22 protein-coding genes are annotated in these 23,593 nt (G+C 45.4%); 12 read left to right on the forward strand and 10 right to left on the reverse strand.

Annotation, left to right across the window (positions count from 1 at the left end; all coding sequences use genetic code 11):
• The first annotated feature begins 4 nt into the window (after window positions 1-4).
• The 7 genes from ABMY42_RS00110 to ABMY42_RS00140 all read left to right on the forward strand — a co-directional run bounded on the left by ABMY42_RS00110 (window position 5) and on the right by ABMY42_RS00140 (window position 5,504).
• On the forward strand, window positions 5-325 hold the full coding sequence (locus tag ABMY42_RS00110) for a hypothetical protein (RefSeq protein ID WP_050933660.1): 321 nt from the start codon (window positions 5-7) through the stop codon (window positions 323-325).
• Window positions 322-873 carry a hypothetical protein gene (locus ABMY42_RS00115; protein ID WP_349265829.1) on the forward strand — a complete coding sequence of 184 codons (552 nt, stop codon included), beginning with the start codon at window positions 322-324 and terminating at the stop codon, window positions 871-873. The genes ABMY42_RS00110 and ABMY42_RS00115 overlap by 4 nt, the downstream gene beginning before the upstream one ends.
• 24 nt (window positions 874-897) lie before the next feature.
• Complete coding sequence (locus ABMY42_RS00120; RefSeq protein ID WP_029789613.1) at window positions 898-1,821, forward strand: zinc ABC transporter substrate-binding protein; 924 nt, start codon at window positions 898-900, stop codon at window positions 1,819-1,821.
• Complete coding sequence (locus ABMY42_RS00125; RefSeq protein WP_029789612.1) at window positions 1,821-2,546, forward strand: metal ABC transporter ATP-binding protein; 726 nt, start codon at window positions 1,821-1,823, stop codon at window positions 2,544-2,546. Before ABMY42_RS00120 ends, ABMY42_RS00125 begins: the two co-directional genes overlap by 1 nt.
• A complete protein-coding gene (locus ABMY42_RS00130) occupies window positions 2,546-3,421 on the forward strand; it encodes a metal ABC transporter permease (RefSeq protein ID WP_349265830.1) in 876 nt (291 codons plus the stop codon). Before ABMY42_RS00125 ends, ABMY42_RS00130 begins: the two co-directional genes overlap by 1 nt.
• A gap of 16 nt (window positions 3,422-3,437) precedes the next feature.
• Window positions 3,438-4,307: a zinc ABC transporter substrate-binding protein gene (locus ABMY42_RS00135; protein WP_349266093.1), complete on the forward strand. Its 870-nt coding sequence runs from the start codon at window positions 3,438-3,440 to the stop codon at window positions 4,305-4,307.
• A 213-nt stretch (window positions 4,308-4,520) separates the two neighbouring features.
• Window positions 4,521-5,504 (forward strand): porin, encoded by a 984-nt coding sequence (locus tag ABMY42_RS00140; RefSeq protein WP_050903685.1) that lies wholly within the window; start codon window positions 4,521-4,523, stop codon window positions 5,502-5,504.
• A gap of 180 nt (window positions 5,505-5,684) precedes the next feature.
• On the opposite strand, the gene ABMY42_RS00145 is transcribed toward ABMY42_RS00140, so the two are convergent.
• The 4 genes from ABMY42_RS00145 to speA form a co-directional block, all read right to left on the reverse strand.
• Window positions 5,685-7,850 (reverse strand): S9 family peptidase, encoded by a 2,166-nt coding sequence (locus ABMY42_RS00145; RefSeq protein WP_080992653.1) that lies wholly within the window; start codon window positions 7,848-7,850, stop codon window positions 5,685-5,687.
• A 253-nt stretch (window positions 7,851-8,103) separates the two neighbouring features.
• Window positions 8,104-9,309 carry a multidrug efflux MFS transporter EmrD gene (emrD, locus tag ABMY42_RS00150; RefSeq protein WP_009705122.1) on the reverse strand — a complete coding sequence of 402 codons (1,206 nt, stop codon included), beginning with the start codon at window positions 9,307-9,309 and terminating at the stop codon, window positions 8,104-8,106.
• A 262-nt stretch (window positions 9,310-9,571) separates the two neighbouring features.
• Window positions 9,572-10,492: an agmatinase gene (gene speB / locus ABMY42_RS00155; protein WP_005432598.1), complete on the reverse strand. Its 921-nt coding sequence runs from the start codon at window positions 10,490-10,492 to the stop codon at window positions 9,572-9,574.
• 1 nt (window position 10,493) lies between these two features.
• Window positions 10,494-12,404, reverse strand: a complete 1,911-nt coding sequence (speA, locus tag ABMY42_RS00160; RefSeq protein ID WP_009696853.1) for an arginine decarboxylase — start codon at window positions 12,402-12,404, stop codon at window positions 10,494-10,496.
• 336 nt (window positions 12,405-12,740) lie between these two features.
• On the opposite strand from speA, the gene ABMY42_RS00165 reads away from it, so the two are divergent.
• Window positions 12,741-13,499 (forward strand): MBL fold metallo-hydrolase, encoded by a 759-nt coding sequence (locus tag ABMY42_RS00165; RefSeq protein ID WP_026138192.1) that lies wholly within the window; start codon window positions 12,741-12,743, stop codon window positions 13,497-13,499.
• Between the two features lie 59 nt (window positions 13,500-13,558).
• Here the strand turns inward: ABMY42_RS00165 and ABMY42_RS00170 are convergent, their stop codons facing one another.
• The 3 genes from ABMY42_RS00170 to ABMY42_RS00180 all read right to left on the reverse strand — a co-directional run bounded on the left by ABMY42_RS00170 (window position 13,559) and on the right by ABMY42_RS00180 (window position 15,895).
• Window positions 13,559-13,987 carry a RimK/LysX family protein gene (locus tag ABMY42_RS00170; RefSeq protein ID WP_005432588.1) on the reverse strand — a complete coding sequence of 143 codons (429 nt, stop codon included), beginning with the start codon at window positions 13,985-13,987 and terminating at the stop codon, window positions 13,559-13,561.
• 63 nt (window positions 13,988-14,050) lie between these two features.
• Window positions 14,051-14,956, reverse strand: a complete 906-nt coding sequence (gene rimK, locus ABMY42_RS00175) for a 30S ribosomal protein S6--L-glutamate ligase (RefSeq protein WP_349265831.1) — start codon at window positions 14,954-14,956, stop codon at window positions 14,051-14,053.
• A gap of 324 nt (window positions 14,957-15,280) precedes the next feature.
• A complete protein-coding gene (locus tag ABMY42_RS00180) occupies window positions 15,281-15,895 on the reverse strand; it encodes a TetR/AcrR family transcriptional regulator (protein WP_005438259.1) in 615 nt (204 codons plus the stop codon).
• A gap of 155 nt (window positions 15,896-16,050) precedes the next feature.
• Between ABMY42_RS00180 and ABMY42_RS00185 the strand changes: the two genes are divergently transcribed.
• Together ABMY42_RS00185 and ABMY42_RS00190 are read left to right on the forward strand one after the other, a co-directional pair.
• The gene (locus ABMY42_RS00185) at window positions 16,051-17,064 is read left to right on the forward strand and encodes an MBL fold metallo-hydrolase (RefSeq protein ID WP_349266094.1); all 1,014 of its coding nucleotides are present in this window, start codon (window positions 16,051-16,053) and stop codon (window positions 17,062-17,064) included.
• A gap of 96 nt (window positions 17,065-17,160) precedes the next feature.
• Window positions 17,161-17,508: a DUF5329 family protein gene (locus tag ABMY42_RS00190; RefSeq protein ID WP_026000151.1), complete on the forward strand. Its 348-nt coding sequence runs from the start codon at window positions 17,161-17,163 to the stop codon at window positions 17,506-17,508.
• Here ABMY42_RS00190 and ABMY42_RS00195 read toward each other — a convergent pair.
• Complete coding sequence (locus tag ABMY42_RS00195) at window positions 17,473-18,375, reverse strand: LysR family transcriptional regulator (RefSeq protein WP_005453299.1); 903 nt, start codon at window positions 18,373-18,375, stop codon at window positions 17,473-17,475. The two genes, ABMY42_RS00190 and ABMY42_RS00195, sit on opposite strands and share 36 nt — an antisense overlap.
• Before the next feature lie 543 nt (window positions 18,376-18,918).
• Window positions 18,919-19,164, reverse strand: a complete 246-nt coding sequence (locus ABMY42_RS00200) for a hypothetical protein (RefSeq protein WP_005453301.1) — start codon at window positions 19,162-19,164, stop codon at window positions 18,919-18,921.
• Between the two features lie 166 nt (window positions 19,165-19,330).
• Here ABMY42_RS00200 and ABMY42_RS00205 point away from each other — a divergent pair, with 166 nt between their 5' ends.
• On the forward strand, window positions 19,331-20,197 hold the full coding sequence (locus tag ABMY42_RS00205) for an AraC family transcriptional regulator (RefSeq protein WP_017817364.1): 867 nt from the start codon (window positions 19,331-19,333) through the stop codon (window positions 20,195-20,197).
• A gap of 706 nt (window positions 20,198-20,903) precedes the next feature.
• Here the strand turns inward: ABMY42_RS00205 and ABMY42_RS00210 are convergent.
• The gene (locus tag ABMY42_RS00210) at window positions 20,904-21,242 is read right to left on the reverse strand and encodes a 50S ribosome-binding protein YggL (RefSeq protein WP_005453308.1); all 339 of its coding nucleotides are present in this window, start codon (window positions 21,240-21,242) and stop codon (window positions 20,904-20,906) included.
• A 255-nt stretch (window positions 21,243-21,497) separates the two neighbouring features.
• Here ABMY42_RS00210 and ABMY42_RS00215 point away from each other — a divergent pair, with 255 nt between their 5' ends.
• Window positions 21,498-23,534 (forward strand): PhoX family phosphatase, encoded by a 2,037-nt coding sequence (locus ABMY42_RS00215; RefSeq protein ID WP_050937278.1) that lies wholly within the window; start codon window positions 21,498-21,500, stop codon window positions 23,532-23,534.
• Window positions 23,535-23,593: the final 59 nt, after the last annotated feature.

The following is a 23,593-nucleotide window of genomic DNA, read 5'->3' on the forward strand; positions in this document are numbered from 1 at the left end:
CACCATGAAAAACAGCTCTATTCTTATCGCTTCCGCTCTTTCGGGCGGCTTACTGTCCTTTCAAGCTGCGGCGCACTTTCCATTAATGAGCTGCCATTTAGAACAAGACAAAGTCATCTGTGAAGCAGGTTACTCCGATGGTTCTACCGCAGTGGACTATGACGTTGAAATGTACGATTACGATGACAACTTGATTGCCAAAGTAACCACAGACAAGCGCTCTATCGCTGAGTTCGCTCATCCTCAAATGGATTTTTATCTTGTTTTCGACGCAGGGCATGAAAACCCAGTAGAAGTTGATGTGGTTGAGTTGAAAGAGAAATGATCACTCAGAAAATTCGACCGGATAATGGCAGTCGCGAAGGTAAATGGGTGGCATTAACCATCGCCGGCATTCTTGCTGTGTCTGCCGCCTTATTGCCCTATCATCAGACCGAAGTTGAGCACGCAGAAGCACTCGAGCATCAAGTGTTGATGACTGACCTGGAGCAAGAAGAATTGGCAATGGTTGCAGAGCTTAAACTTGCCCATGAGGAAATTCGTGATCTCCACATTGATGAGGGTGAGTGGCCTGAAGTCAGTGAACTTGAAACGTTTTGGCTCGCTCCATTTGTTAAAGACCAAAGTTGGCAGCGCAAAGGTTCTCATCAATGGCAGATGTTGGATGCAGGACTTTATCTTGGCTTGAGACAGGACGATGAAGGTTCAGCTTCGATGCTACTTGATAGCCGTCACGAACATGCTGATATCTGGTTTTCCACGGCTGTTTCTATCGATATCGAGGGTTTAACTCAGCAAAGTCAACGAAAGCTAAGTGGTTGGCAACAAATCGTGTTAACGCCTTCTTCTCCTGCAAGCCCTCATAAGCATTAAGCAATAACCAACATGATAACAACTATGAAGACACGCTCTCTCTTACGTCGAATTCTAACGGCTAGTGCTTTACTGGTCGCTTCCGCTTCAAGTTTTGCCGAAACGCTCAACATTGGTATCACTTTGCAACCTTACTACAGCTATGTAAAAGCGGTGGTCGGTGATAAAGCCGAGATCATTCCTTTGGTCGATGCAGGGTTCAATCCTCATAACTATTTGCCCCAACCCAATGATCTTAAAAGATTGAATCAGATGGATGTGATTGTCGTCAATGGTATTGGGCATGATGATTTTGCTCTGAAAGTTATTCAAGCTGCGCAGCGCGACGATCTGGTGGTGATTGAGGCAAATAAGGAAGTTCCACTATTGCCTGCTATGGGGCAATCCGTTGGTAAAGGCGCAGTGAATCCACATACCTTTGTTGGACTATCCACCACGATTCAAAAGGTTTACACCATTGCCAGTGAGTTGAGCGAACTTGACCCAGAAAACGCAGCTTTTTATCGAAAAAATGCGCGAAAGTACGCAAAAACGTTTCGCCTTTTAAAGCGTGATGCGATGTTGTCTCTAGGGCAGCTAGATACAGCAGGTATGAAGGTCGCAACAACGCACAATGCTTATGGATACATTCTGCAAGAGTTTGGCGTCGATGTAGCCGCGGTAATCGAACCTGCTCATGGCGTAGAGCCAAGCGCTAGTCAGCTACAGGAAACCATCGAGAAGATCCGCCAATCTGGTATTGATGTTCTATTTTACGAGCTAAATATGCCAAATCGTTTTGTTGATACGATCGAAGAAGCGACGGGCGTGAAGCTATATCGCTTTTCTCACATGACGCACGGCGAATACGAAGCCGACAAAGTCGAGGTGGAGATGCGCGACAACGTAGCAACCTTAATAGAGGCGATGAAGTTTGTTGCAAGCAAGCATGAGCAGGAGAAAGCCTAATGCGAGGTCCTTCGATTTCTCTTGATAAAGTCTGCTTGCAGTACGGGGACAACCTTATTCTGCAAGACATTCAGACTTGTTTTGAAGCAGGTCAATGCCATGTGATTATGGGACCAAACGGCGGTGGCAAAACGTCATTATTACGTTCGGTTTTAGGACTTACGCCATTTTCGGGTGACATCTCGGTGCATTGGGTGGAGGCTGAGCAAGCCGGAAAAATTGGTTACGTACCACAAAAAGCCATGTTTGAAGCTAGCTTACCTTTGACGGTCATGGATTTTGTACTGCTTAACCAAACGCGTGTGCCTCTGTTTTGGCGCCGTAAAACCAAGCAAGCTCAACAGGCGTTAGCTCAATTAGAGCGTGTTGGTATGGCAACAAGAAGTGATCGTCGTATGGGACAACTATCTGGCGGTGAGCAACAGCGTGTTCTCTTCGCCCAAGCTCTACTCGATAATCCAAGCTTACTTGTTCTAGATGAACCGACAACGGGTATGGATGAGCAAGGGGTACGTTATCTAGAAGGTTTGATTCATGAAGTGGTAGCAGAAGGTAAAACCGTTCTTGCTGTCCATCATGACGTAACAGCGGTGCGCCGTTTGGATGCGCAGGTGCATGTTGTCAATCGTCAAATCGTCGCTTCGGGGCATCACTCTGAAGTATTGAGTCCTGAGCGTATTGAGTCTCTGTTTAAGCACTACACGGCAAAAGTGGAGGCGGCGTAATGGATTGGTTAAGACAATTTGCCCTCAACGGAGTAGAAGCCGGGTGGCTCAGTGACAGCTTCGCTTATGCGTTTATGGTTAACGCAATTGTTGCAGCGCTAATTCTTGGTCCGTTACTGGGCGGTTTGGGCACCTTGGTCATCGCGAAGCGTTTGGCGTTCTTTTCTGAAGCCGTTGGTCACGCAGCGCTGACTGGTATAGCGATCGGTGTGCTACTTGGTGAACCACCGGAAAATCCATTTATCGGGTTATTCAGCTTCTGCATGATTTTCGCGCTATTGCTGCATTTCGTGCGAAATCGAACCAACGTTCCCTACGATACACTCGTGGGTGTGTTCCTCGCTCTTGCTTTGGCAGTCGGTGCTGCCCTGCTGATGTATGTGGCACGAAAGATCAATATTCATATGTTAGAGAACGTTTTGTTTGGCTCGATCCTGACGGTGACAGACAGAGACATAACGATTCTTGCGGTGAGCTGTTTGATCATTCTATTGTTACTGATTCCGACCTTTAACCGAATCTTACTGACTTGCATTAGCCCTGACATCACGCGTGTTCGTGGATTCAACACCAGCTTTTATGACTACCTGTTCGTCATGATGATTACGCTCGTGACAATCGCAGCAGTGAAGATTATCGGTGCGGTTTTGGTTGGAGCGTTACTGCTTATTCCGGGGGCAACGGCACGCTTGCTCACTAAGCGAATGGGCAGTTTTGTTTTGCTTTCATCCTTATTGGCTACCGTTGCCTGCTTGGTTGGAACCGTTTTGCCAATGGAACTTGAATTGCCGGTACCGTCTGGCGCCTCAATTATTATTGTCTCTGCTGCGTTTTTCCTAACGGCAACGATCTACCGCATTGTGCGAAAAGCTTAAATCTGGATAACCAATGATGAAGATGAAAAAACAAATCATAACAATGGGCTTGGTTGTGACGAGTACATTTGCACCGTTCTCTTATGGCAAAGATATTATTACCAGCACGCCTGTGACTTACATGTTGTCTGAGCAACTGATGCAAGGCACAGGCATTGAAACCAGTTACTTGCCACCTAAGCGATATGGCGTTGAACGTTTGGTGAACTGGTTTGCAAGTAAAGGTCAACAACAAGCCATTAAAGCCGGGCAGGAGGCGACCGTTGCGATTACGTTGGGTGCTATTTGGCATCAAGACCCAACTTTTGTTTATGCTCGTCAGGGGAACATTCGCTTGATTGAGATTGACGCGTCTCAGGCGATATCTCCAAGAGCACCGGGCGTTGCGGCACTGACGTTAGACAATGGTGATACATCTAAGTATGCGTGGATGAATCCTACTAACTTAATTCGAATGGCTGCGATCGTGGGTGAGGATCTACAAAAGGTTTATCCTCAATATCAAGCTCAAATAGAAAAGAACCAGCAAGCGTTGATGTTAGAAGTACGTGAGCTGATTAATCAACAACAGGACGTTATCTTTGCGAAAGAGATTGATTCAGTGGTCTTGCTAGGGGAATCATTAGAGGATTTTGCGTCTGGAAACCAACTGTTCGTTGTTGATCGTCAATTCAAGCCTGAACTGGAATGGTCAGAAGCAGAGAAACTGTCTTTAAAAGCTCAGTTTGAAGAAGATAAAACTCTGTGGCTAATTACAGATAAAAGACCCTCAAAACAGCTACAATCGATTATTTCACCAGAACGCATACTGCAAATTGACGTCATTGATCGTTGGGGGAGTAAAGGAATAAAAACTGAGAAACCACTCGCGCGCTGGCAGTTGTAACACGAAAAACACCACAAAAATTATGAAGGGGACTGAAAAGTTCCCTTTTTTTATGTGGTTTTGATCAAATTTTGAGCGATTGACTGGGTTGGTTGCATATAATTTATTTGTTTCATTTATGTTTCATTACTACGTTGTATGTGTTCGTTGTGTTGAAAATTTTTGTCTTGCTGTCGTAACGAACCGGTATAAACAACTATATGGATGTTAAAAATGAAAATGAAAACTCTAGCCGTTGCAGTGGCGGCACTAGCATGTGGTTCTCAAGCTTTCGCAGCTGAAGTTTACAACAGCGATGGCACATCTCTTTCTATCGGCGGCCACGTTTCTGTGGGCGTGGGTGAGTACTTTGAAGAAGACGTTAAGGTTCACCAAGTATCTCCTCGTATTAACATCGGCGGTAAAAAAGACATCGGTAACGGCGTAACTATCGATGCTAAAGGTGAATGGTCACTGAACTACCTTAATGGTGGTGACAACTCTTTCTCAACTCGTTTGGGTTACATTGGTGCAACACATGAGCAATATGGACGTTTAGTCGTTGGTACACAGTGGTCACCATACTACGATGTTGCTGGTGTAGCGGATTTGCCAATCGCGTTTGCCAATGACTTCTTATATGCCCCTGGTTACTACGAGCTTGGTTCTTCTCGTGCAGAGCGCATGGTAAGTTACCGTAAAGGTTTTGAATTTGGTGAAGGCTTTGGCTTAAACCTAGGTCTAGGTTGGCAAGGTCAAAATGGTGACTTTGATGATCGTGGACAAATTGCTTTAAGCACTGAGCTAGCAGGCTTTGGTTTAGGCTATGTATACAGCGGTGGTGATGTTGATTTTGGTGGCAAATCTGAATCAGCAACATCGCATGTATTCTCAGCAAACTACGGTAAATATGGATCGGGTCTATACGCAGCACTTGTATACGGCATGAATGAATACTTTTACCGCGGCCTAGAAGAGACTAGCCAACTTGAAGGTCTTTTAGCTTACGGCGTTAACGATTGGACGTTCAGCATTAACTACGAAGGCGTAGAGAATGATAAAGACAGCAAAACAATCACTAGTGAGACTGCTCTACAGGCGGAATACGCTGTAACTCCTGCTTTCGTTACGTTTGCTGCTTACCAGTTTGACCTAGGTAACGACTACAACAACGAAGAGAACGACTACTGGACTCTAGGTGCTCGTTACTACTTCTAATAAATAGGACAGTTTCTACTGCCTAAACACATTTATTGTGTTAACGCCTACTCGCTGTGAGTAGGCGTTTTTCTTTCTGTTTAGCTCATCTGAGTCATGTCACCGAGTATCTAGATTGAAAAATGCCCGCGTAAAAGCGGGCATTGTTTTCGGTGACTCATAATGAATGACGGCTAAAGCTTATTTGGTCTCCAACAGATCTAGAAAGAAAGCGTACTCAAGCGCGTCTTCTTTTAATCGTTTGAATCGACCAGAAGCGCCACCGTGGCCTGCTTCCATATCGGTTTTGAACAACAAGACATTATCATCGGTTTTCATTTCACGAAGTTTGGCTACCCACTTCATTGGCTCAAAGTACTGAACTTGTGAGTCATGCAAACCCGTTGTCACTAACATGTTCGGATAATTCTGAGCTTTCACGTTGTCGTACGGTGAGTAGCTCAGCATGTAGTCGTAGTAGGTTTTGTCGTTTGGATTACCCCACTCATCGTATTCGTTGGTCGTGAGAGGAATTGACTCATCCAACATGGTCGTAACGACATCAACAAACGGAACGTGCGCGCCAATACCACGGTAGAGCTCTGGTGCTTGGTTGATAATAGCGCCCATCAATAGGCCGCCCGCAGAGCCACCAACAGCAAACACTTTATCTTTGGCACCGTAGCCTTCTTCAACAAGTCCTTTGGTTACGTCGATGAAGTCATTGAAGGTATTTTGCTTAGTGAGCTTTTTGCCATCTTCATACCAAGGACGCCCAAGCATTTCTGAACCACGAATATGCGCGATTGCGTACACGAATCCGCGATCAAGTAAGCTCAAACGAGTTGAACGGAATGTTGGTTCGATGGTGGAGCCGTATGAGCCGTAGCCGTACTGATAGATTGGGTTAGTGCCGTCTTTCTTGAAGAGATCTTTGCGGTAAACCAATGAAACTGGCACTTGTTTTCCGTCACGAGCGGTTACCATGATGCGTTCTGATTGATAGTTATCCGCATCGAAATCACCTAGCACCGGTGTTTGCTTCATTATTTCAGATTCACCCGTATTCAGGTCGAAATCATAGTAAGTACCAGGTGTGGTTAGGCTGCTGTAGTAGATACGAACTTTAGAATTATCGAGTTCATAGTTGCCTGTTAGATAAGCAGCAAACGCGCTGTCGTTAAATTCAAGTGGGAACTCTTTGCCCGTTGATAGCTGGCGGATTTTAACTGTTGATAGACCATTCGCACGTTGCTCGTACACAAGGTGGTCATCAAATAAGTCGAAATCGACAAGTTGAGTATTGTCGTCTGCTGGGACGACATCGACCCATTTAGAACGATCATGCATCTCTTCTGCTTTGACTTTCATTAAACGGAAGTTTACTGCTTGATAGTTTGTGTAGATGTAGTACCAATCACCTAATTTTGCGATGCTGTACTCAATGCCTGTTTCTCGTGGGTAGAAAGCTTCAGCTTTTGCGTTTGGATTGTTGGCGTCAATGACTGATACACCACTCGTTTCGGTGCTTGAGTGCCAAATGTACACTTGCTCGTCATCTTTACTTTTACTCAAGTAAGTGTAGTAAGCACTGTCGGTTTCTTCGTAAATCAGTTCATCGCTCTTTTGCGGAGTGCCTAGTACGTGGCGGTATACTTGATAACCAAGCAGTGTTTGTGGATCTTTCTTGATGTAATAGAAAGCCTTGTTGTCGTTTTGCCATGCGATAGCACTCGACGCACCTTCAATTTCATCTTGTAGATATTCGCCGGTATTAAGATCTTTGATTTTGATGGTATAAACACGACGGCTTAACGTATCTTCACCGTAAGCCAGCAAGTTCTCATTTGGGCTCACATATAAGCCTCCAGTGCTAAAGAACTCGTGCTCTTTCGCCAGTTCATTTACATCTAGGATGACTTGCTTGTCTTTGCCTGCAAAGTCTTTCGCACGCATGTGCACTTCGTATTCGTTATCGCCTGTTACTTCATTTGAATAGAAGTAGTTACCTCGACGTACTGGTACTGAGTTATCGTCTTTCGCAATACGACCTTTGATCTCTTCGAATAATTGCTCTTGTAGTGCTTCAGTATGTTTTAGAACGGTTTCTGCATACTGATTTTCTTGCTCAAGATGTTGCAAAATCTCTGGGTCTTGGCGCTCATCATCGCGCATCCAATAGTAGTTATCGATTCGGGTGTCACCATGAATCGTCATTGCATGTGGCACTTTTTTAGCAACAGGTGCTTGAGTTTGTTGAGCAACGAGTTGAGATTGAGAGTAATGGTTCATGGTTGGTATTCCTTGATTGCTGCATCCGGCGACAAGCGCGACCGATACGGCCAACGTAGTTAAAGTGAAACGCATCTGTGTGTCCTTATTGTGTACCTTACTCTTGTTGTATCGCCATTCTTTTATTTAAGAGTTAAAGCACAGGTTTCTTCCAATGAATGTTGAATGGCAAATCTATAAATGTGTGTAAGCAACTGTTCTTTTTAGCAAAGATTTACAGGGATGTTAAATGTAAATGCTGGTGGATGAGAACTGGAGGGCAAGATGCGTGCAACAAAAAAGGGACACACTTTTCAGCATGTCCCTTTTGAGTGATGAGAGGCAGGTTTTAAATTGCCAATGGCATTTCGTTTGAATGGTCGTGCTTGCGATTAACCCAACGTAGACCAAGCATGGCGATGATCGACATTGCCATCATCAGGCAGCCAAGTGGCATTTGGTCTTGCGCTGGGAAGAAGGAAGCCAATAGCGTTGCGATGCCTGCGCCTAGGTTTTGCATACCACCCAAAATGGCACCGCCAGTACCTGCGTGGTATGGGAACGGTGAAAGTGCGCCGGTAGTTGCCGCTGGGAACAAAATGCCTGCACCCAAGAAGTAAATGGTTGCACCGCCAATCAGAGTCAACGCCGTTGTTAGACCAAACAGACCCGGAATCAATACCACTGCTGAGCCAACTAAGATAGCCACTAGACCAACATTCAAAGCACGGCGTTCAGAACGGCGTTGTGCAATATAGCTCGATAGACCAGCGCCGACTAAGTAACCCGGTATCGGCAAGACAAATAGCAAGCTGACCGTGGTTGCTGGCAAGCCAAGTACACCACCCAACAACACACCTGCTGCTGCTTCAAATACTGCAACGCCTGCAAACGTGGCAACCAATACCAATAAGAAGCCTTGGAAGCGTTTGTCTGATAGTACGAACTTGTAGCTCTTCGCAACAGATTCATGTTTGCGGCGCTCTTTAGGCAAGGTTTCCATCATGCTTGTCATCATGGTGATCACAACGGCAATACCGAATAACGCAAGGAATAGGTAGCTAGATCGCCAGCCGAATGCTTCGGTTAGATAACCGCCCAATACTGGCGCGATCAATGGCGAAAAAATCACACACATACTGATCAAGCTGTTTGCGCGGTGCAGTTCAGCGCCCTCAAAGCAGTCACGAGTCAGTGTACGAGACATAGCTCCGCCACAGCCAATCCCCAAACCTTGGATGAAGCTGCCTGCTAGAAACCATTCGTACTCATGAGCAAACAGCGCTACCAAAGTTCCAAGAATGTAGATGATCAAACCCGCAATGATGATTGGCTTACGACCAAGGCGATCGGACAGCGTGCCGTATACAAACTGCGATAGACCGTAAGGGATCAGGTAACACGCCATCACAGCTTGAAGTGAAGACGCTGATACCAAGAACTCACCCGCCATATGACCGATAGAAGGCACGTACATCGTTTGAGTCATTTGACCTACGGCAGTCAGAATTGCGATTAAAAAGGTAAGTTTCGCTAATGGAAACGAGGCGGACATTTGCGTATCTCTCCAGAAATTTAAGACGTAAAAAGCCTTAGCGCTCCATATAGGAGAGCCAAACAAACAAAGTAATTAGGGAATCTAGGCGCGAGATATTAGAGCTTGAGTGCGGACTTAGCAATCAAAAAGTGTGAAGTTGAGCAAGATAAAAATCTATGATTTGGATTAGAAAATCTAATCCATTTTTGTTGAGTGATGAAAACGAAAAAGGGAGCCGAAGCTCCCCTTGAAATACTGCGCTCATTTAGAACAACTTTCGTTATTCGCGACCAGAAGCGTAGGCGTAAAGCAACTCAAGTGCGATAGTCGCGCCAGCCAAGGCCGTTACATCACTGTGGTCGTAAGGAGGTGAGACTTCTACCACGTCCATACCTACGATGTTCATGCCAGCGAAACCACGGATGATCTTCAGAATTTTATCTGAGTTCAGACCGCCACAAACTGGTGTACCTGTACCCGGTGCAAACGCCGGATCCAGACAGTCGATGTCAAAAGTGACATACACTGGCTTATCCGCAACCGTGCGACGAATCTCTGCCAGTATCTCTTCTACCGACATGTCGTTTGCTTGCATCGCGTTGATGACATTGAAGCCATGATCTTGTTGGTCATATTCAGTACGAATACCAATTTGAACTGAGTTCTTCGCAGAAATCAGACCTTCTTTTGGCGCATGGTAGAACATAGTTCCGTGGTCGTAAGAACTGCCATTTGCGTAAGTGTCAGTGTGCGCATCGAAGTGAATCAATGCCATTTGACCATGGTGTTTTGCGTAAGCACGTAGGATCGGTAGCGTGATGAAGTGGTCACCACCCAAGCCTAGCATTGTCTTACCGCTCTTTAGAATCTCACTTGTTGCCGCTTCTAGACGGTAAGTGAAATCTTCCGCGTCACCACAATCGAATACAAGGTCACCTGCGTCGATCACTTTCAATTTATCAAATACGTTGAAGTCCCAAGGGAACTTCTTGCCTTCCCAAGCAAGGTTTACTGACGCACGACGGATCGCATCTGGTCCCATACGCGCACCAGGACGACCAGAAGTCGCCATGTCCAGAGGAACCCCTAGCACCACAACGTCTGCGTCTGCCGATACTGGATTTTTGATGTACGGTCGACGTAGAAACGACATAGAGTTGGAGTAAAGCGAATAATCGGTTTTCGTAAACAAATCATTCATATCAGAAGTCCTCTAAATAGGTGTAGCCTGCCAAACCTTGTTCCAGTTCAGCTAGGATTTGTTCTTGTTCACTGGTTTCAACTCGTTCTGAAACCAATTGTTTGTAATTGTCACGAATCGCATCTACGTCGATGTGAACGTAGCGCATCATGTCTTCTACGCTATCACCTTCGTTGATGTAGCTGATCTCGAATTGACCGTCTTCATCAACATTGACTACTGCACTGTGGGTATCACCAAATAGGTTGTGCATGTCACCAAGGATCTCTTGGTATGCGCCTACTAGGAAGAAGCCCATTAGGTACGGTTTGTCGTTGCTCCATGCTGGTACTGGTAGCGTGCTCTCAATGCCTTGACCGTCAACATAGTGATCAATCGCGCCATCGGAGTCACAAGTGATGTCCAACATCACCGCACGACGCTCTTCCACATCCCCAAGACCAGAAAGCGGTAAAACAGGGAATACCTGATCAATACCCCATGCGTCTGGTAGGGATTGGAAAAGAGAGAAGTTCACGAAGAACTTGTCCGCAAGACGTTCGCTCAACTCATCCAAAATAGGACGGTGGAAACGGTTCTTGGTACTCATTTGACGACTTAGCTCGAAGTAAATACGCAGAGACAGTTGTTCTGCCCACGCACGTTGCTCAAGGTTCAGTACGCCAGTAGCGAATTGCGAGTGAACCTCGGCCAAATCGCTTTGGGTATCATTGTAAATTTCAATTAATGCACGTGCATCGGTACCATCCTGCAGGTTTTCCCAACTACGCCACATGTTTTGTAGCAAGATTGGTGCATCTTCTGCAGGTTCGAATACTTCTTCCGGCTGGTATGTTTCAGTACCAATGACGTTAGAAATCAACACAGCGTGATGAGCGGTTAGAGAACGACCCGATTCAGAGATGATCACTGGCATCGGTTGGTCGTAGTGCTGACAGACATCGCCGACCGTATTCACGATGTTACGCGCATATTCTGCAAGACCGTAGTTCATCGAGTTCGAAGATTGGCTGCGTGTGCCGTCGTAGTCTACTGCTAAACCGCCGCCAACATCGAAGTAATCAATGTTTGCACCCATGGCACGTAATTCACAGTAGAAACGTGCGGATTCATTCACACCATTGCGTACGTCACGGATGTTTGCCATCTGTGAGCCAAGGTGAAAGTGAACCAATTGCATGGTATCTAGCTTGTCTTCGTGTTTTAGACGATCAATCACGCTCAATACTTGTGATGCCGATAGACCAAACTTCGATTTCTCACCGCCGCTTGCTTGCCACTTACCTGCACCTTGAGATGCAAGGCGGATACGCAAGCCAAGACGTGGAGTTACACCCAAGCTTTTCGCTTCTTCAAGTACTAGATCAAGCTCAGATAGCTTCTCTAGTACGATAAATACTTTGTGACCTAGCTTTTCACCGATCAGTGCTAGACGCACATATTCACGGTCTTTGTAGCCATTACACACGATCACGGAGCTGCCTTGTTGAGCCAATGCCAGTACCGCCAATAGTTCTGGCTTGCTGCCTGCCTCTAGACCCAGCTGTTTATTTTCTAGCTGCGCTTGGCTCGCTAAGATTTCATCAACCACTTCACGCTGTTGGTTTACTTTAATTGGGTACACCAACAGGTATTTGTTTGGATATTGGTATTCTTCAATTGCTTGGTTGAAAGCTTGGCAAATGCCATGCACGCGTTGGTGCACGATTTGCGGGAAGCGCACTAGCACAGGCAGGTTCAACTGCTTAGCTTCTAGCTCTTTTACAATCGCACTGAAAGGGATTTGGTGTGCACGGTCACTACGAGGAGATACGTAAACCTCGCCTTGGTCATCAATTCCGTAGAAGCCTTGGCTCCAGTAGTGAACGTTGTAGTCCGCGCGGATGCGGTCTAATTTAGTTGCTTTTTCCAACTCGATTCTCACAAAAATGTATTTAAACCCTCGCTGAAATAGGAGGAGGAAATACAAAAAAGCAAATCATGAGGCGCTAACCTCATACCCTGACACGAACTCCGTGTGCGCGCATTAACGGATAAAACCCAATCAGAGTCTAATGATTAAAATTTGTTCTTTCGATTAACAACTGTTGTCGAGTCGCGGTGTAAACATTTATTTAACAGAGTGTCCATTCTGCTGTTATAGTTGGTCTGACCAGTAAGGATTTGGTCGCAGAAAAACAAGAATAAAGACCCAACAAAACAAGGATATGTTTTGCAGCTGCATAGAATTCAGGGATACATCCAAACCATGTATCTCGCCGAGTATCCAGATAAGTTAATGTTGCTTGATGGCGCCAGTCGAGCCGATATTCCACACCTCAAAGATTTTATTGAGCATCAGCTTAATCGTTCGTTCACCGACTTAAAAATGGTGGTGGTCACGCATATGCATCCTGACCATGCGGGGGCTGCGCACAAGTTGCGAGAGCTTACGGGGTGCCAGATCTTAGCTGCGAAACGAGACACTCATTGGTATGGCGGCTTTGATGGTTGGTTGATGCATTTGACCGATTTGATTTTGGCGCGTTGGATGGCGAATCGAATGCGTAAACCAAAGCGGAATCTATGGTATTCGCGAAAACTAAGACCAGATATTGAGCTGGTGGATGGTGACGCCGTGCCTGGATTTTCTGATTGGCAAGTATTGGAAACCCCCGGACATACTGATAGAGACTTATCGGTTTTTCATGCTGAGCAGGATGTGCTTTATGTCGCGGATTTAATGGTGCAGGTAAAAAGCCATTTGATTGCGCCGTTTCCTATTTTTCATCCCAACCAATATCGCCGGTCGTTAAAGCGAGTTTTTGAGATGAATCCGAGTTGTTTATTGGCCGCACATGGTGGTGAAGTTGAGTTTGATGAAGATGCTTATCAACACATCATCAATACCGCGCCGGTTAGACCCATTACGCATTGGCGAGTGACGAAGATAAAACTTAAAGGGTTAATGCGCTCTGTACTGAGAAGTAAGAATATGAAAGAGGAGAATGGCGAAAAGGACAGCTAGAAAAGTACAGAAGAGCCAGATGAGCGACCACGGAGTTCGCTCATCTGAAGCTACGGGGATTATGGAGCCAATAAGTGAGATTGGCTCGGGTCTACCAGAACTTTGTCTGCCATACCCTGACGACCTAGCAACATCATGTAGGTCATCTTTTCACGGTTAGTCAGCGTGATGTCGATAGGCCACTCTTGGTCGCCCATGCGTAGCATCGTTGTGATCACGCAGCGGTGTTCGAACGTTCCGTTTGATGATTTCACCTTGCGGTTCGCCTTCAGTGGAGCTTTACAGCGAACCACTTGTTCTAAGTGGTAAACATCTGGGTGTAGATCGAATTCTACGTATGACTGACCGTCTTGCTCAGTGCACTCTAGATTATCTACGTGCAGAGAAGAAGTCTGTGCGCCTGTATCAATACGCGCTTCAAGGTGAGTAATCCCTAACTCAGGTAAGCAAATTGCTTCGGCGTTCCCAATGATCATTTTCTGATTCATAGTGTCATCCTAGCGATGAGTGATAAAGAGAGCCTAGTCTATAGGCTCCCACTCAAACAATTATCAGCCTTTACCGCGAGTACGGTTAGCGTTTGGTTTTGCGTTCTTCTCGATGAAGTCGAAGATCATACCTGCAACGTCTTTATCTGTTGCAGTTTCGATACCTTCAAGACCTGGAGAAGAGTTCACTTCCATCACAACAGGACCGTTCTTCGATTGAAGAATATCAACACCACATAGGTTTAGACCCATCACTTTCGCTGCGTTGATTGCAGTTGCGCGCTCTTCTTTGCTTAGTTTTACAAGCTGAGCAGAACCACCACGGTGAAGGTTAGAGCGGAACTCGCCTTCTTTTGCTTGGCGTTTCATTGCTGCGATAACTTTGTTACCCACTACGAAACAACGGATGTCTGCGCCGTTTGCTTCTTCAATGAACTCTTGCACCATGATGTTTGCTTTTAGGCCCATGAATGCTTCGATAACACTTTCTGCTGCTTTCGTTGTCTCAGCAAGAACAACACCGATACCTTGAGTACCTTCAAGTAGCTTGATAACCAATGGTGCGCCGCCAACGTTTTTGATCACGTCCTGAATGTTGTCAGGGTGGTGAGCAAAACCTGTGCGAGGTAGACCAATGCCTTTGCGTGATAGCAGCTGCATAGAGCGTAGCTTGTCACGAGAGCGGCTGATTGCTACTGACTCGTTCACACAGAATGTGCCCATCATTTCAAACTGACGTACAACCGCTGTACCGTAGAAAGTGATAGAAGCACCGATGCGTGGAATAACCGCGTCGTACTTTGGCAATTCTTCACCCATGTAACGGATCTTAGGGTTGTTACTCGTAATATCCATATAACAGTGCAGAGTATCGATAACATCAACTTGATGTCCGCGCTCTTCACCCGCCTGCTTTAGGCGCATGGTTGAATATAGATTCTCATTACGAGAAAGAATAGCAATACGCATGGCAATTCCTTAGTAAGTCAGTACCAAATTAAAAATGTAAGTATAGAGTATAGTGAGTGGGTGTAATTGATGTGACAGAATCCACTCTCTTCAGCGACTTAGAATTGTGGTTGGACAACCACGTCGTCAGAGGTGCGAACCTTAGGGCGTTTTCTCAGTAGATGAAAACGAAAAAATATCGTCGATACGACAAAAATAATTTATCGAACTCTCACGCCTTGCTGCATGCGACTGTCAAGGGAATGAAAAAGAAAAATGAGTCAAAATTTCATCAATTTACTATGGTACAAATCACAAAAAAGCGGCCATTCAGCCGCTTTTTTGTTATTGAACTAAGTAATGACTTAAGAAGAGTTCAGCCGTTTGGGTGGCTAAAACCCTAGATTCTTCCAAGGTTAGCGAAGCTCGCATTCCCATCAATTGTGGCCAGAATGCGCTGCCTTTAATTAAGTTGTGCAATTGAATGCTTGCCACGTCCACATCATCAACCTTCAATGTGTTTTTTTCTGATTGCTGAGTGAGCCAACGGTACAAGGCCGTTTCTTGCTTTGACATGTGTTCTGCTTGTTCTTTGAGATCTTCCGGCTTAAACAAGAAGTGTCCGAAAGCCACTTTCGCCAGTTCAATATAATCAGGTGCGGTTACAACGATAATTTCGCTGTACAACAATTCGACCAGTTGATCTTTTAGCGGGAGTGTTGGTAAACGTTCAATGTCGCTATCCATCATTGAAGAACGCCATAGTTCCGTTAGTAACTCTGTCACGATCGCTTCTTTAGAAGGGAAGTGGTTGTAGACCGTGCGCTTAGAGACTTGCGCGATAGCAGAGAGCTTATCCATGCTGGTGTTTTGCACCCCAAACTCTTGGAACGCTTGCTTTGCTGCGCACAGGATGGCTTCTCTTTTGGTCTCACTGCGACCTTTTCTTTTTACATTCATAAACTTGCCGAGTTAAGAAGATCATTTCTGGATCTATTTTACACTAAGTAGTTTACTTTTGATAATTAGAATGTAAACTGCACCGTGTAGTTTACTTTTGTTCGGGTTAACTTTTTATGAAAAAAACTTTGCTAGCCACAGTAGGAGCGTTCGCGATGGGTACATCAATGATTTCTTGTTCTAATGTTGATACTGAAAAAGCGCCAACATACCCGGACAAATTTGCAAACACAGAGTTGGAATACAAAAGCAGCTTGGGTGACATGTTCGGCATCATGAAAGCCTACTTTACGACTGAGCGCCTCAATCCAACGCCAACGATTGAAATTCCGGTTCATGCAATGACTGCGAATCAACTGTTAGAAGAGCAAGATGACGTTATCTACCGCTTAGGTCATTCAAGCGTATTAATGAAGCTTGATGGTAAGTTGGTGATGACCGATCCTGTCTTTAGTGACCGAGCATCTCCTGTCCAATGGGCAGGACCAAAGCGTTTCCACCAAACACCAATCACTTTGCAAGATTTGCCAAGTATCGATGTCGTGGTGATCAGCCATGACCATTACGACCATCTAGATAAAGCCTCGATTAAAGAGCTTGGTGACAAGGTTGGAACTTTCTTGGTGCCTTTGAAAGTGGGGCAATTACTGGTGAACTGGGGCGTGCCTAAGGAAAGAGTGGTCGAGCTAGATTGGTGGGAGTCACATTCTGTCGACGGTATTGAATATACACTGACTCCGACTCAGCATTTCTCTGGTCGAGGTTTGACAGACCGCGATACGACGCTGTGGGGCAGTTGGGTTATCAACGCACAGCAAAATAAAGTGTTCTTTAGCGGTGATTCAGGTTACTTCAATGGCTTTAAAGAGATTGGTGAAAGGTACGGTCCATTCGATTTCACAATGATTGAAACGGGCGCATACAATGACCTTTGGTCAGATATTCACATGTTCCCGGAGCAGAGTGTCCAGGCACACATTGATGTGCAGGGTAAAGTGATGATGCCAATTCATAACAGTACATTTGATTTGTCAATGCACGATTGGAATGAACCAATGCAACGTGCGTTAGACATCAGTGAAGAACGTGGTGTGACTTTAGTTAGCCCTGAGATTGGGCAACGTTTGGCGCTTGCTGAGCCTCAGCCAGTTAAGGCGTGGTGGCAATAATTGCCGAGCTAAACAGCCAAACAGTTGAATAGTTAAGCCACTTATTAGTAGTTACTTGGTAGTAGTTACGTGGTCAGGGATAAGGATAAAGCTATGATGAAAGCAAAGTGGTCGTTGCTACTTACATTAAGTATTCTGCCTACCTTTGCATTAGCAGAGGTAGAGGAAGATATCTCGACGTTGATAAAACGAGTTGAGCAATCCTCTTGCACCTTTATCCGTAACGGCAAGGCGTATACCAATCGCGAGGCGGCAGAACACATGCGCAACAAATGGGATTATGCCAAAGATGACGTTGATTCTGTGGATGTGTTTATAAAAGAGGTGGCGTCAAAGAGTTGGTTATCTGGCAAGCCATATTGGGTGGATTGCCAAGATAAGCGTATTACTAGTGAAGAATGGCTGACATCATTGATGAACAGCAGTACCGATCACATTCAATAAGACCTGCTTGATGGTTTGGTAGCGCAGTGGCAATGTGCGGCTGCGTTTTCTAACCAAAAATAAATCTTCATATACCGGTTGCTTTAATTCGGCGACATATAACTCTTCTCTTAATGCAAAGCTCTCCACCGCACTGCGCGGTAAAACGGTAAAGCCGAGTCCTTTACTCACTGGCAGTAAGATCTGGCTTAACTGGTTGACGTACCCGGATAACGGCATGTCGCTGACTTTGATCTCTTTTAGTAAGGGTTCGGCACATTGATCGAAAAATAGCGTCATGTAATGTTCAGCATCTGGGTGACCAATCACGCCACAGCTTTTCAGTAACTCCGGTGTGAGCGTTTTTCCTCGGTAGGATTTAGGTAAGATCAAACATAAAGTCTCTCGACCAATTTGTTCGCTTTGGAACACGCTTTTATTTGGTGAGTAGGTTACGATGCCCATATCAATTCGACCCTCAGCAACGCCATTAAGAATAGATTGGTTGGGCGCAGCTTCTAGGTGAATCGATAAGCCTTTATGTTGTTTCTGTTTTTCAAGGAGCGGATCAAACAGCATCAAGGCAAGCGCACCAGAGCATGCGAGTTTGCAGTATCCAGCATGTGGATCATCAAAGCTCAAATCTTCTAGTAGGCTTTTTTCTTTTTCTTCAAGTTCTAGCGCGTAGGCATACACCATGCGTCCTTGCTCCGTAAGTTCAAAGCTTTTGTTCTCGCGCTTAATCAATGGATGCTGACAAGCTCGCTCCAGCTTTTTAATGTGCTGGCTGACACCGGGTTGAGTCATATAAAGCTTTTCTGCCGTCTGCGTAAAGTGACCGACTTCAACTAGTGTTTTGAATGTGTGTAACCAAACTGGATTCAGCATAGGGCGTCGTTTGCTCGATGTTTATTAAAGAAAGCGTCTATCAGAGAATGAATCTGCTAAAGAAATTGCTGAAATAATAGCATGATGCAAGACCGAACGTAGAGAGGAGCATAAATGACGGGCAAAATAAAACCCCGCCTGGTTTCCCAGACGGGGCTTATTCTTTTTCGCAGCAATCCGGCTACTAATAGGTGCTCCCTGCATCTATCCTTGATTGTGGCTAAGTCCTTTAACCGAGTTCCTTGTTCATCGCCTTCCTAGCGGTGTCCATTCTTGCCTATCATCCTGACGGGCGAACTCTATCCTAGAGCTTAACTACATCCTTGCTGATAACTCATCCTAAGCTACCAAATCTTCATCCTGAAGATACCCAATCCTTTAGGCTTTTTTCCTGTTCCCGCCAACATCCTGTCGACATGTTTAGTATTGTTGTTTTGCTGATTACTCTCAATCAGCTAGGTAAAAAAACTTTGGCAGCGAATATTGCTTAAAAAAGGATAATTAATAATTTTCAATTAGTTAGGTTTATTGGTTGATTTGTTCTTAGTCAAAAATGGTCTTTTTACTTACATCGCTTGTGAGAGATCTCGCACAAGGTGTCGAGCGAATGTACGAATCGGTGTCTTTTTCGTCTTGTTTAAGAGTTTGCTCAAGATCACAACTCGAGTTGTAGCCATAAGATTTAGCGACAGTGTCGGATGAAATTCCCATCTCTTTTACTGCAAATATTGCCCATTCATCACGAGTTTTCTGCATGATCTGACGCAGCTTAGTTTTGAAGTTACTCATAACAGCTCCTTGGTTAGTCTTCTTTTCAACGCAAGGATAAGGAGCGTGACGGAGCTAAGTTGATAGTATACCGCTCAATATCAATACTATTGAGGCGTAGTAAAGAATGTGTCGGTAATACTGATATTATTTGCGCGTATAACAATACTATCTTGTGGAGTGACAAATGGCGCACATCGAAAAAGTACCGCAGAGACCTGGCTTTTCTTGGCGCTATCGTCGTATTGATGAGCCTAAAAAGGAGTATGACTTCCATTTTCATGATGATGTGTACGAGTTGGTCATTCATCGACACTTTTCTGGAACTCTGCACATTGGTCATCACGAGTTGGAAGTGACCCACAATCAAATGTTATTGATTGCGCCGGGTGTTCCTCATTCTATTCATTCCACGTTGGTAGAAAATAACTGTGAAACCCATGTAATTTGGTTTAAGCGTGAGTGGATTGCCAATCTGATGTTTTATTGCACGGAACTGCGCAAACTCGATCCGTTGCTCAAGGCAGCAAATAAAGGAGTAGTGTTCTCTGAGCGAACTGCTCAACAAGTTGTGGAGCTTCTTCATGAGTTGATGAAAGTACCTGCGATGGAGCAACTAGCTCGCTTTATTCATGTACTTTCGTTACTTGCGCATGATGAAGCAGCCAAAACACTGATGACGCATTCTTATCTCTCGATGAGCGAACATGAGCAACAAGAAAGAGAGCGTGTTGCTAAGGTGAGCGCGTATCTAGAACAACACTTCGCTCGCAAGATAACACTTGCCGATCTCGCTAATGATTTATCGCTGAGTGAAAGTGCGGTGACTCGTCTGTTTAAAAAGCACTTTAAAGAGCCCTTTAGCCAACGCTTGATGAAACTGCGTATTAACCATGCCGCCGACTTGCTGCAATCAACTGAGTTGCCCATTGGCATTGTGTTTGAGCGAGTAGGGTATCGCAATCAAGCTTTGTTTAATCGCCATTTTAAAACCTACAAGGGGCTGACTCCGCGAGACTACCGACAACATTACCAGCAGCGAATCCAACCTTAGCTTTAGCACATGTGTGGTATCGTTATGCGCAACTGGTATATTAATTGCTAGGCTATTCGAGAATCATTATTAAGATTCAATGACAGATGGAATAGGGAACTTGATTGCCATTAATCTGTCATATTCAGTGGATAGGTTAACCCTTGCCATACGATAAAACACAGTCGAACTGTTCAAAAATTGACTGCAACATGGCGTGTTTTGTCATTATGTTGTGAAATCAATCACGGTTAATTTATTCGTTCCCCGATAGATTGGAGGGGAAAACAACCTTAGACAATAAGCTCATGATGAGCGCTACCTATATAGATGAGGGAGATTGCTATGAAAAAGATGAGAAAAGCACAGTTGCATCGTGTACGTATTCAATACTGGAAAGACACAAAAACTGACGCTAGCAAAAAAGCATAGTTAACCACACTCGTGACACTGAGCTGGCAATGGACGGATAACCTTCCATAAAATGCCAGCTCTAAAATTATCTAAAACTGCCATTATTTCTCGCTCACCACATTTTCCAGATATCTACGTAATCCCAAATACCAAGATACTCCCAAAGACTAACGGTTCCAAGCCATCAAAGCGGTTCGCGCTTCCGGTTCTCAGTACTTCAGAAATTCACGGCTTCTAAACGCAAAAAAGCCAGTCCGAGGACCAGCTTTCTCATTACTTGCTCAACTCTGTTTATTACAGAGTGACTCTGCAATTACAGGTAGTTTGCGTCAACCAGTTCGCCCGCTTTCGCGCTGCTTACTTCTGGGCGAGCTTCTAGCCAAGCGACAACTTGTGCTTTTTGCTCTTCTGTCGCGCTGCCGTAGCGCTCAGTTGAACATAGGAAACCTTCAAACAGTTCTAGACCGCCGCCGCCGAAGCACAGATCTAGACCATCAATGTAGTCGATAAACTCATCTACGAATGCATCGTAACGGTCGAAGTCGTTGATGTCTGTTTCACAGCTGATTTCAAAACCTAGGATTGCGAATTCACCTAGGAATAGCTTTTTACGCAGACGACGATTTTTGTTATCGATTTTATCTAGTTTCATGATTATCTCTCGTGGATGATTTGAGTACACCTTATACCCCCAAATCTGGCTTAGCCCAAGCAAAATCGGGAGTACATAGAATAGATGTGTGTTTTATAACATTTTCTAAACACAAAGTTCATAAAGATAGACTAGTTCTGTCACTTTTCTCTTCCAAACTTCCTCTCGCTCAATGACAACGCTCTGAATCCTGCATCTTGAAGTCACTTGGGTATACAAACCTATAATTCAACCTAACACTGGGAAAGCAACACCATGAGTAAGGAAACCTTCGACGCGACGCGTTACAACCAGAGTAATAACAAGCCTTTTGAAGAAGTACTGGAAGCGAGCCTATCTCGACGCAGTATCCTGAAAGGTGGTTTGGGGGTCGGTGCAATGACCGCTTTTGGTGCATTTGGTCTCTCTGGGTGCAACTCCTCTAGCTCGGGCACTTCGGCGGGGAATGGCTCTGGCGTTTCAAGTGCAGTCCTCAATTTTGATTCGATTCCTGGCTCACTGACAGATGCTGTTTCGATTCCGCAAGGTTACGTCGCACAAGTGTTGGTGCCTTGGGGGACGCCTTTAAATGCACAAGGTAATGCTTGGAAAGACGATGGCAGCAACACGAGTGCCGATCAGCTTAATGCGCTTGGTATGCACCATGACGGCATGCATTTCTTCTCACTAAACGACAGTGACACCGATGGATTACTGTGTATTAACCATGAATACATTGATACCTCAGCATTGCACCCAAGTGGTCCTACTGTTGTGGGTGGTGTGCGCACTATCGTCGATGAAGTACGTAAAGAAATTAACGCCCACGGTGTCTCTGTGGTTCGCGTCCAGCTTGAAGACAACATGTGGAAACTGGTTGATACCGATCCACTAAACCGCCGTTATACTGGTGCGACAGTGATGGATCTCTCGGGCCCCGTGGCAAATACAGACCTGACTGTTACGCGCTTTTCGCAAGATGGTAGCCAAGCACGTGGCACATTAAACAACTGCGGTAATGGTTTTACGCCTTGGGGCACTTACCTAACGTGTGAAGAAAACTGGCCGGGCTATTTCGTTAATGCTGGTGTTCGTACTGAAGAACAAGATCGTATTGGTGTTGATGATGAGCGAACTCGTTATCTTTGGGAAACGTTGGCTGGTAATGCTGAAGAGCGTTTGGATGAGTTTACACGATTTAACGTTGAACCAACCGGAGCAAGCGCATTGGACGATTACCGTAACGAAGCGAATGGTCATGGTTACATTGTTGAAATCGACCCATACACGCAAAACTCGCGTGCGAAGAAGCGTACTGCACTAGGTCGTTTCCGCCATGAAGGCTGTACGTTCGGTAAACTTGAAGAAGGCAAACCTGTGGTGTTTTACTCAGGTCATGATTCTCGCTTCGAGTACTTATACAAATTTGAGTCGGCGGCAGCATGGGACCCAGCAGATGCAAATCCGACAAACCGTTTGGTCACTGGCGATAAGTACATGGATGAAGGCACACTGTATGTGGCGCGCTTTAATGAAGACAGTTCTGGTACTTGGTTACCACTGACACTAGACAGCGCGACAGTCTCTGGTGGCACATTGGCAGACAACTTTAACTCGTTGGCTGAAATTATTCTTAACACAGCAGGTGCGGCGGATCTTGTCGGTGCGACGCCAATGGACCGCCCTGAGTGGTGTACTGTTGACCCATTCACAGGCTCGGTTTATCTAACGTTGACGAATAACACCAAACGTACGGATGAGACCAACCCTGCGAACCCACGTTTGAACAACAAGTTTGGTCACGTAATCCGTTGGGATGAAGGGGAAGCGGCGACAGACTTTACTTGGGATATCTTCGTGTTTGGAGCTCCTGCTAACGGCGATGCGGACACTAACCGTTCCAGCCTGACAGAACTGAATCAATTTGCGAGCCCAGATGGATTGGCGTTTGATCCTCGTGGCATCCTGTGGATTCAAACGGATAACGGCGCAGATGAAGTGACGTCTTACACCAATGACCAAATGCTTGCTGTCGTGCCTTCAAAACTGACGGATGAAAACGGTACGCAAGAGGTGATTGGTGCAGAAAACCAAGCTGAGCTGAAGCGTTTCTTTGTTGGTCCTAACGGCTGTGAAGTGACGGGCTTTACCATTAGCCCAGATTACAAGTCCTTGTTCGTGAACATTCAGCATCCAGGTAACTGGCCTTACAGCGACAATGCTGCGGAAGAAACACCTGCGGGTATGAAACTGCGCCCACGTGCCGCAACGGTGGTTATTCGCCGTGAAGACGGTGGTGAAATTGGCGTTTAGTCATGTGACTGAATTGAAATCGGGAATAAGAAAAGCCCTGCGTTTGCAGGGCTTTGCTG

Origin of the sequence: Vibrio sp. SSH13-20 (assembly GCF_040104475.1) — a bacterium.
Lineage (GTDB): Bacteria > Pseudomonadota > Gammaproteobacteria > Enterobacterales > Vibrionaceae > Vibrio > Vibrio harveyi.

Bases quoted from the DNA above. Each gene is read 5' to 3' on its own strand.
- ABMY42_RS00115 (WP_349265829.1), top strand. From the start codon at position 322: ATGATCACTCAGAAAATTCGACCGGATAATGGCAGTCGCGAAGGTAAA.
- emrD (WP_009705122.1), bottom strand. From the start codon at position 9,309: ATGTCCGCCTCGTTTCCATTAGCGAAACTTACCTTTTTAATCGCAATT.
- ABMY42_RS00145 (WP_080992653.1), bottom strand. From the start codon at position 7,850: ATGCGTTTCACTTTAACTACGTTGGCCGTATCGGTCGCGCTTGTCGCC.
- ABMY42_RS00130 (WP_349265830.1), top strand. From the start codon at position 2,546: ATGGATTGGTTAAGACAATTTGCCCTCAACGGAGTAGAAGCCGGGTGG.
- ABMY42_RS00165 (WP_026138192.1), top strand. From the start codon at position 12,741: ATGTATCTCGCCGAGTATCCAGATAAGTTAATGTTGCTTGATGGCGCC.
- ABMY42_RS00215 (WP_050937278.1), top strand. From the start codon at position 21,498: ATGAGTAAGGAAACCTTCGACGCGACGCGTTACAACCAGAGTAATAAC.
- rimK (WP_349265831.1), bottom strand. From the start codon at position 14,956: ATGCGTATTGCTATTCTTTCTCGTAATGAGAATCTATATTCAACCATG.
- ABMY42_RS00110 (WP_050933660.1), top strand. From the start codon at position 5: ATGAAAAACAGCTCTATTCTTATCGCTTCCGCTCTTTCGGGCGGCTTA.
- ABMY42_RS00180 (WP_005438259.1), bottom strand. From the start codon at position 15,895: ATGAATGTAAAAAGAAAAGGTCGCAGTGAGACCAAAAGAGAAGCCATC.
- ABMY42_RS00135 (WP_349266093.1), top strand. From the start codon at position 3,438: ATGAAGATGAAAAAACAAATCATAACAATGGGCTTGGTTGTGACGAGT.
- ABMY42_RS00195 (WP_005453299.1), bottom strand. From the start codon at position 18,375: ATGCTGAATCCAGTTTGGTTACACACATTCAAAACACTAGTTGAAGTC.
- ABMY42_RS00140 (WP_050903685.1), top strand. From the start codon at position 4,521: ATGAAAATGAAAACTCTAGCCGTTGCAGTGGCGGCACTAGCATGTGGT.
- ABMY42_RS00190 (WP_026000151.1), top strand. From the start codon at position 17,161: ATGAAAGCAAAGTGGTCGTTGCTACTTACATTAAGTATTCTGCCTACC.
- ABMY42_RS00120 (WP_029789613.1), top strand. From the start codon at position 898: ATGAAGACACGCTCTCTCTTACGTCGAATTCTAACGGCTAGTGCTTTA.
- ABMY42_RS00185 (WP_349266094.1), top strand. From the start codon at position 16,051: ATGGGTACATCAATGATTTCTTGTTCTAATGTTGATACTGAAAAAGCG.
- ABMY42_RS00200 (WP_005453301.1), bottom strand. From the start codon at position 19,164: ATGAGTAACTTCAAAACTAAGCTGCGTCAGATCATGCAGAAAACTCGT.
- ABMY42_RS00210 (WP_005453308.1), bottom strand. From the start codon at position 21,242: ATGAAACTAGATAAAATCGATAACAAAAATCGTCGTCTGCGTAAAAAG.
- speB (WP_005432598.1), bottom strand. From the start codon at position 10,492: ATGAATGATTTGTTTACGAAAACCGATTATTCGCTTTACTCCAACTCT.
- ABMY42_RS00125 (WP_029789612.1), top strand. From the start codon at position 1,821: ATGCGAGGTCCTTCGATTTCTCTTGATAAAGTCTGCTTGCAGTACGGG.
- ABMY42_RS00170 (WP_005432588.1), bottom strand. From the start codon at position 13,987: ATGAATCAGAAAATGATCATTGGGAACGCCGAAGCAATTTGCTTACCT.
- ABMY42_RS00205 (WP_017817364.1), top strand. From the start codon at position 19,331: ATGGCGCACATCGAAAAAGTACCGCAGAGACCTGGCTTTTCTTGGCGC.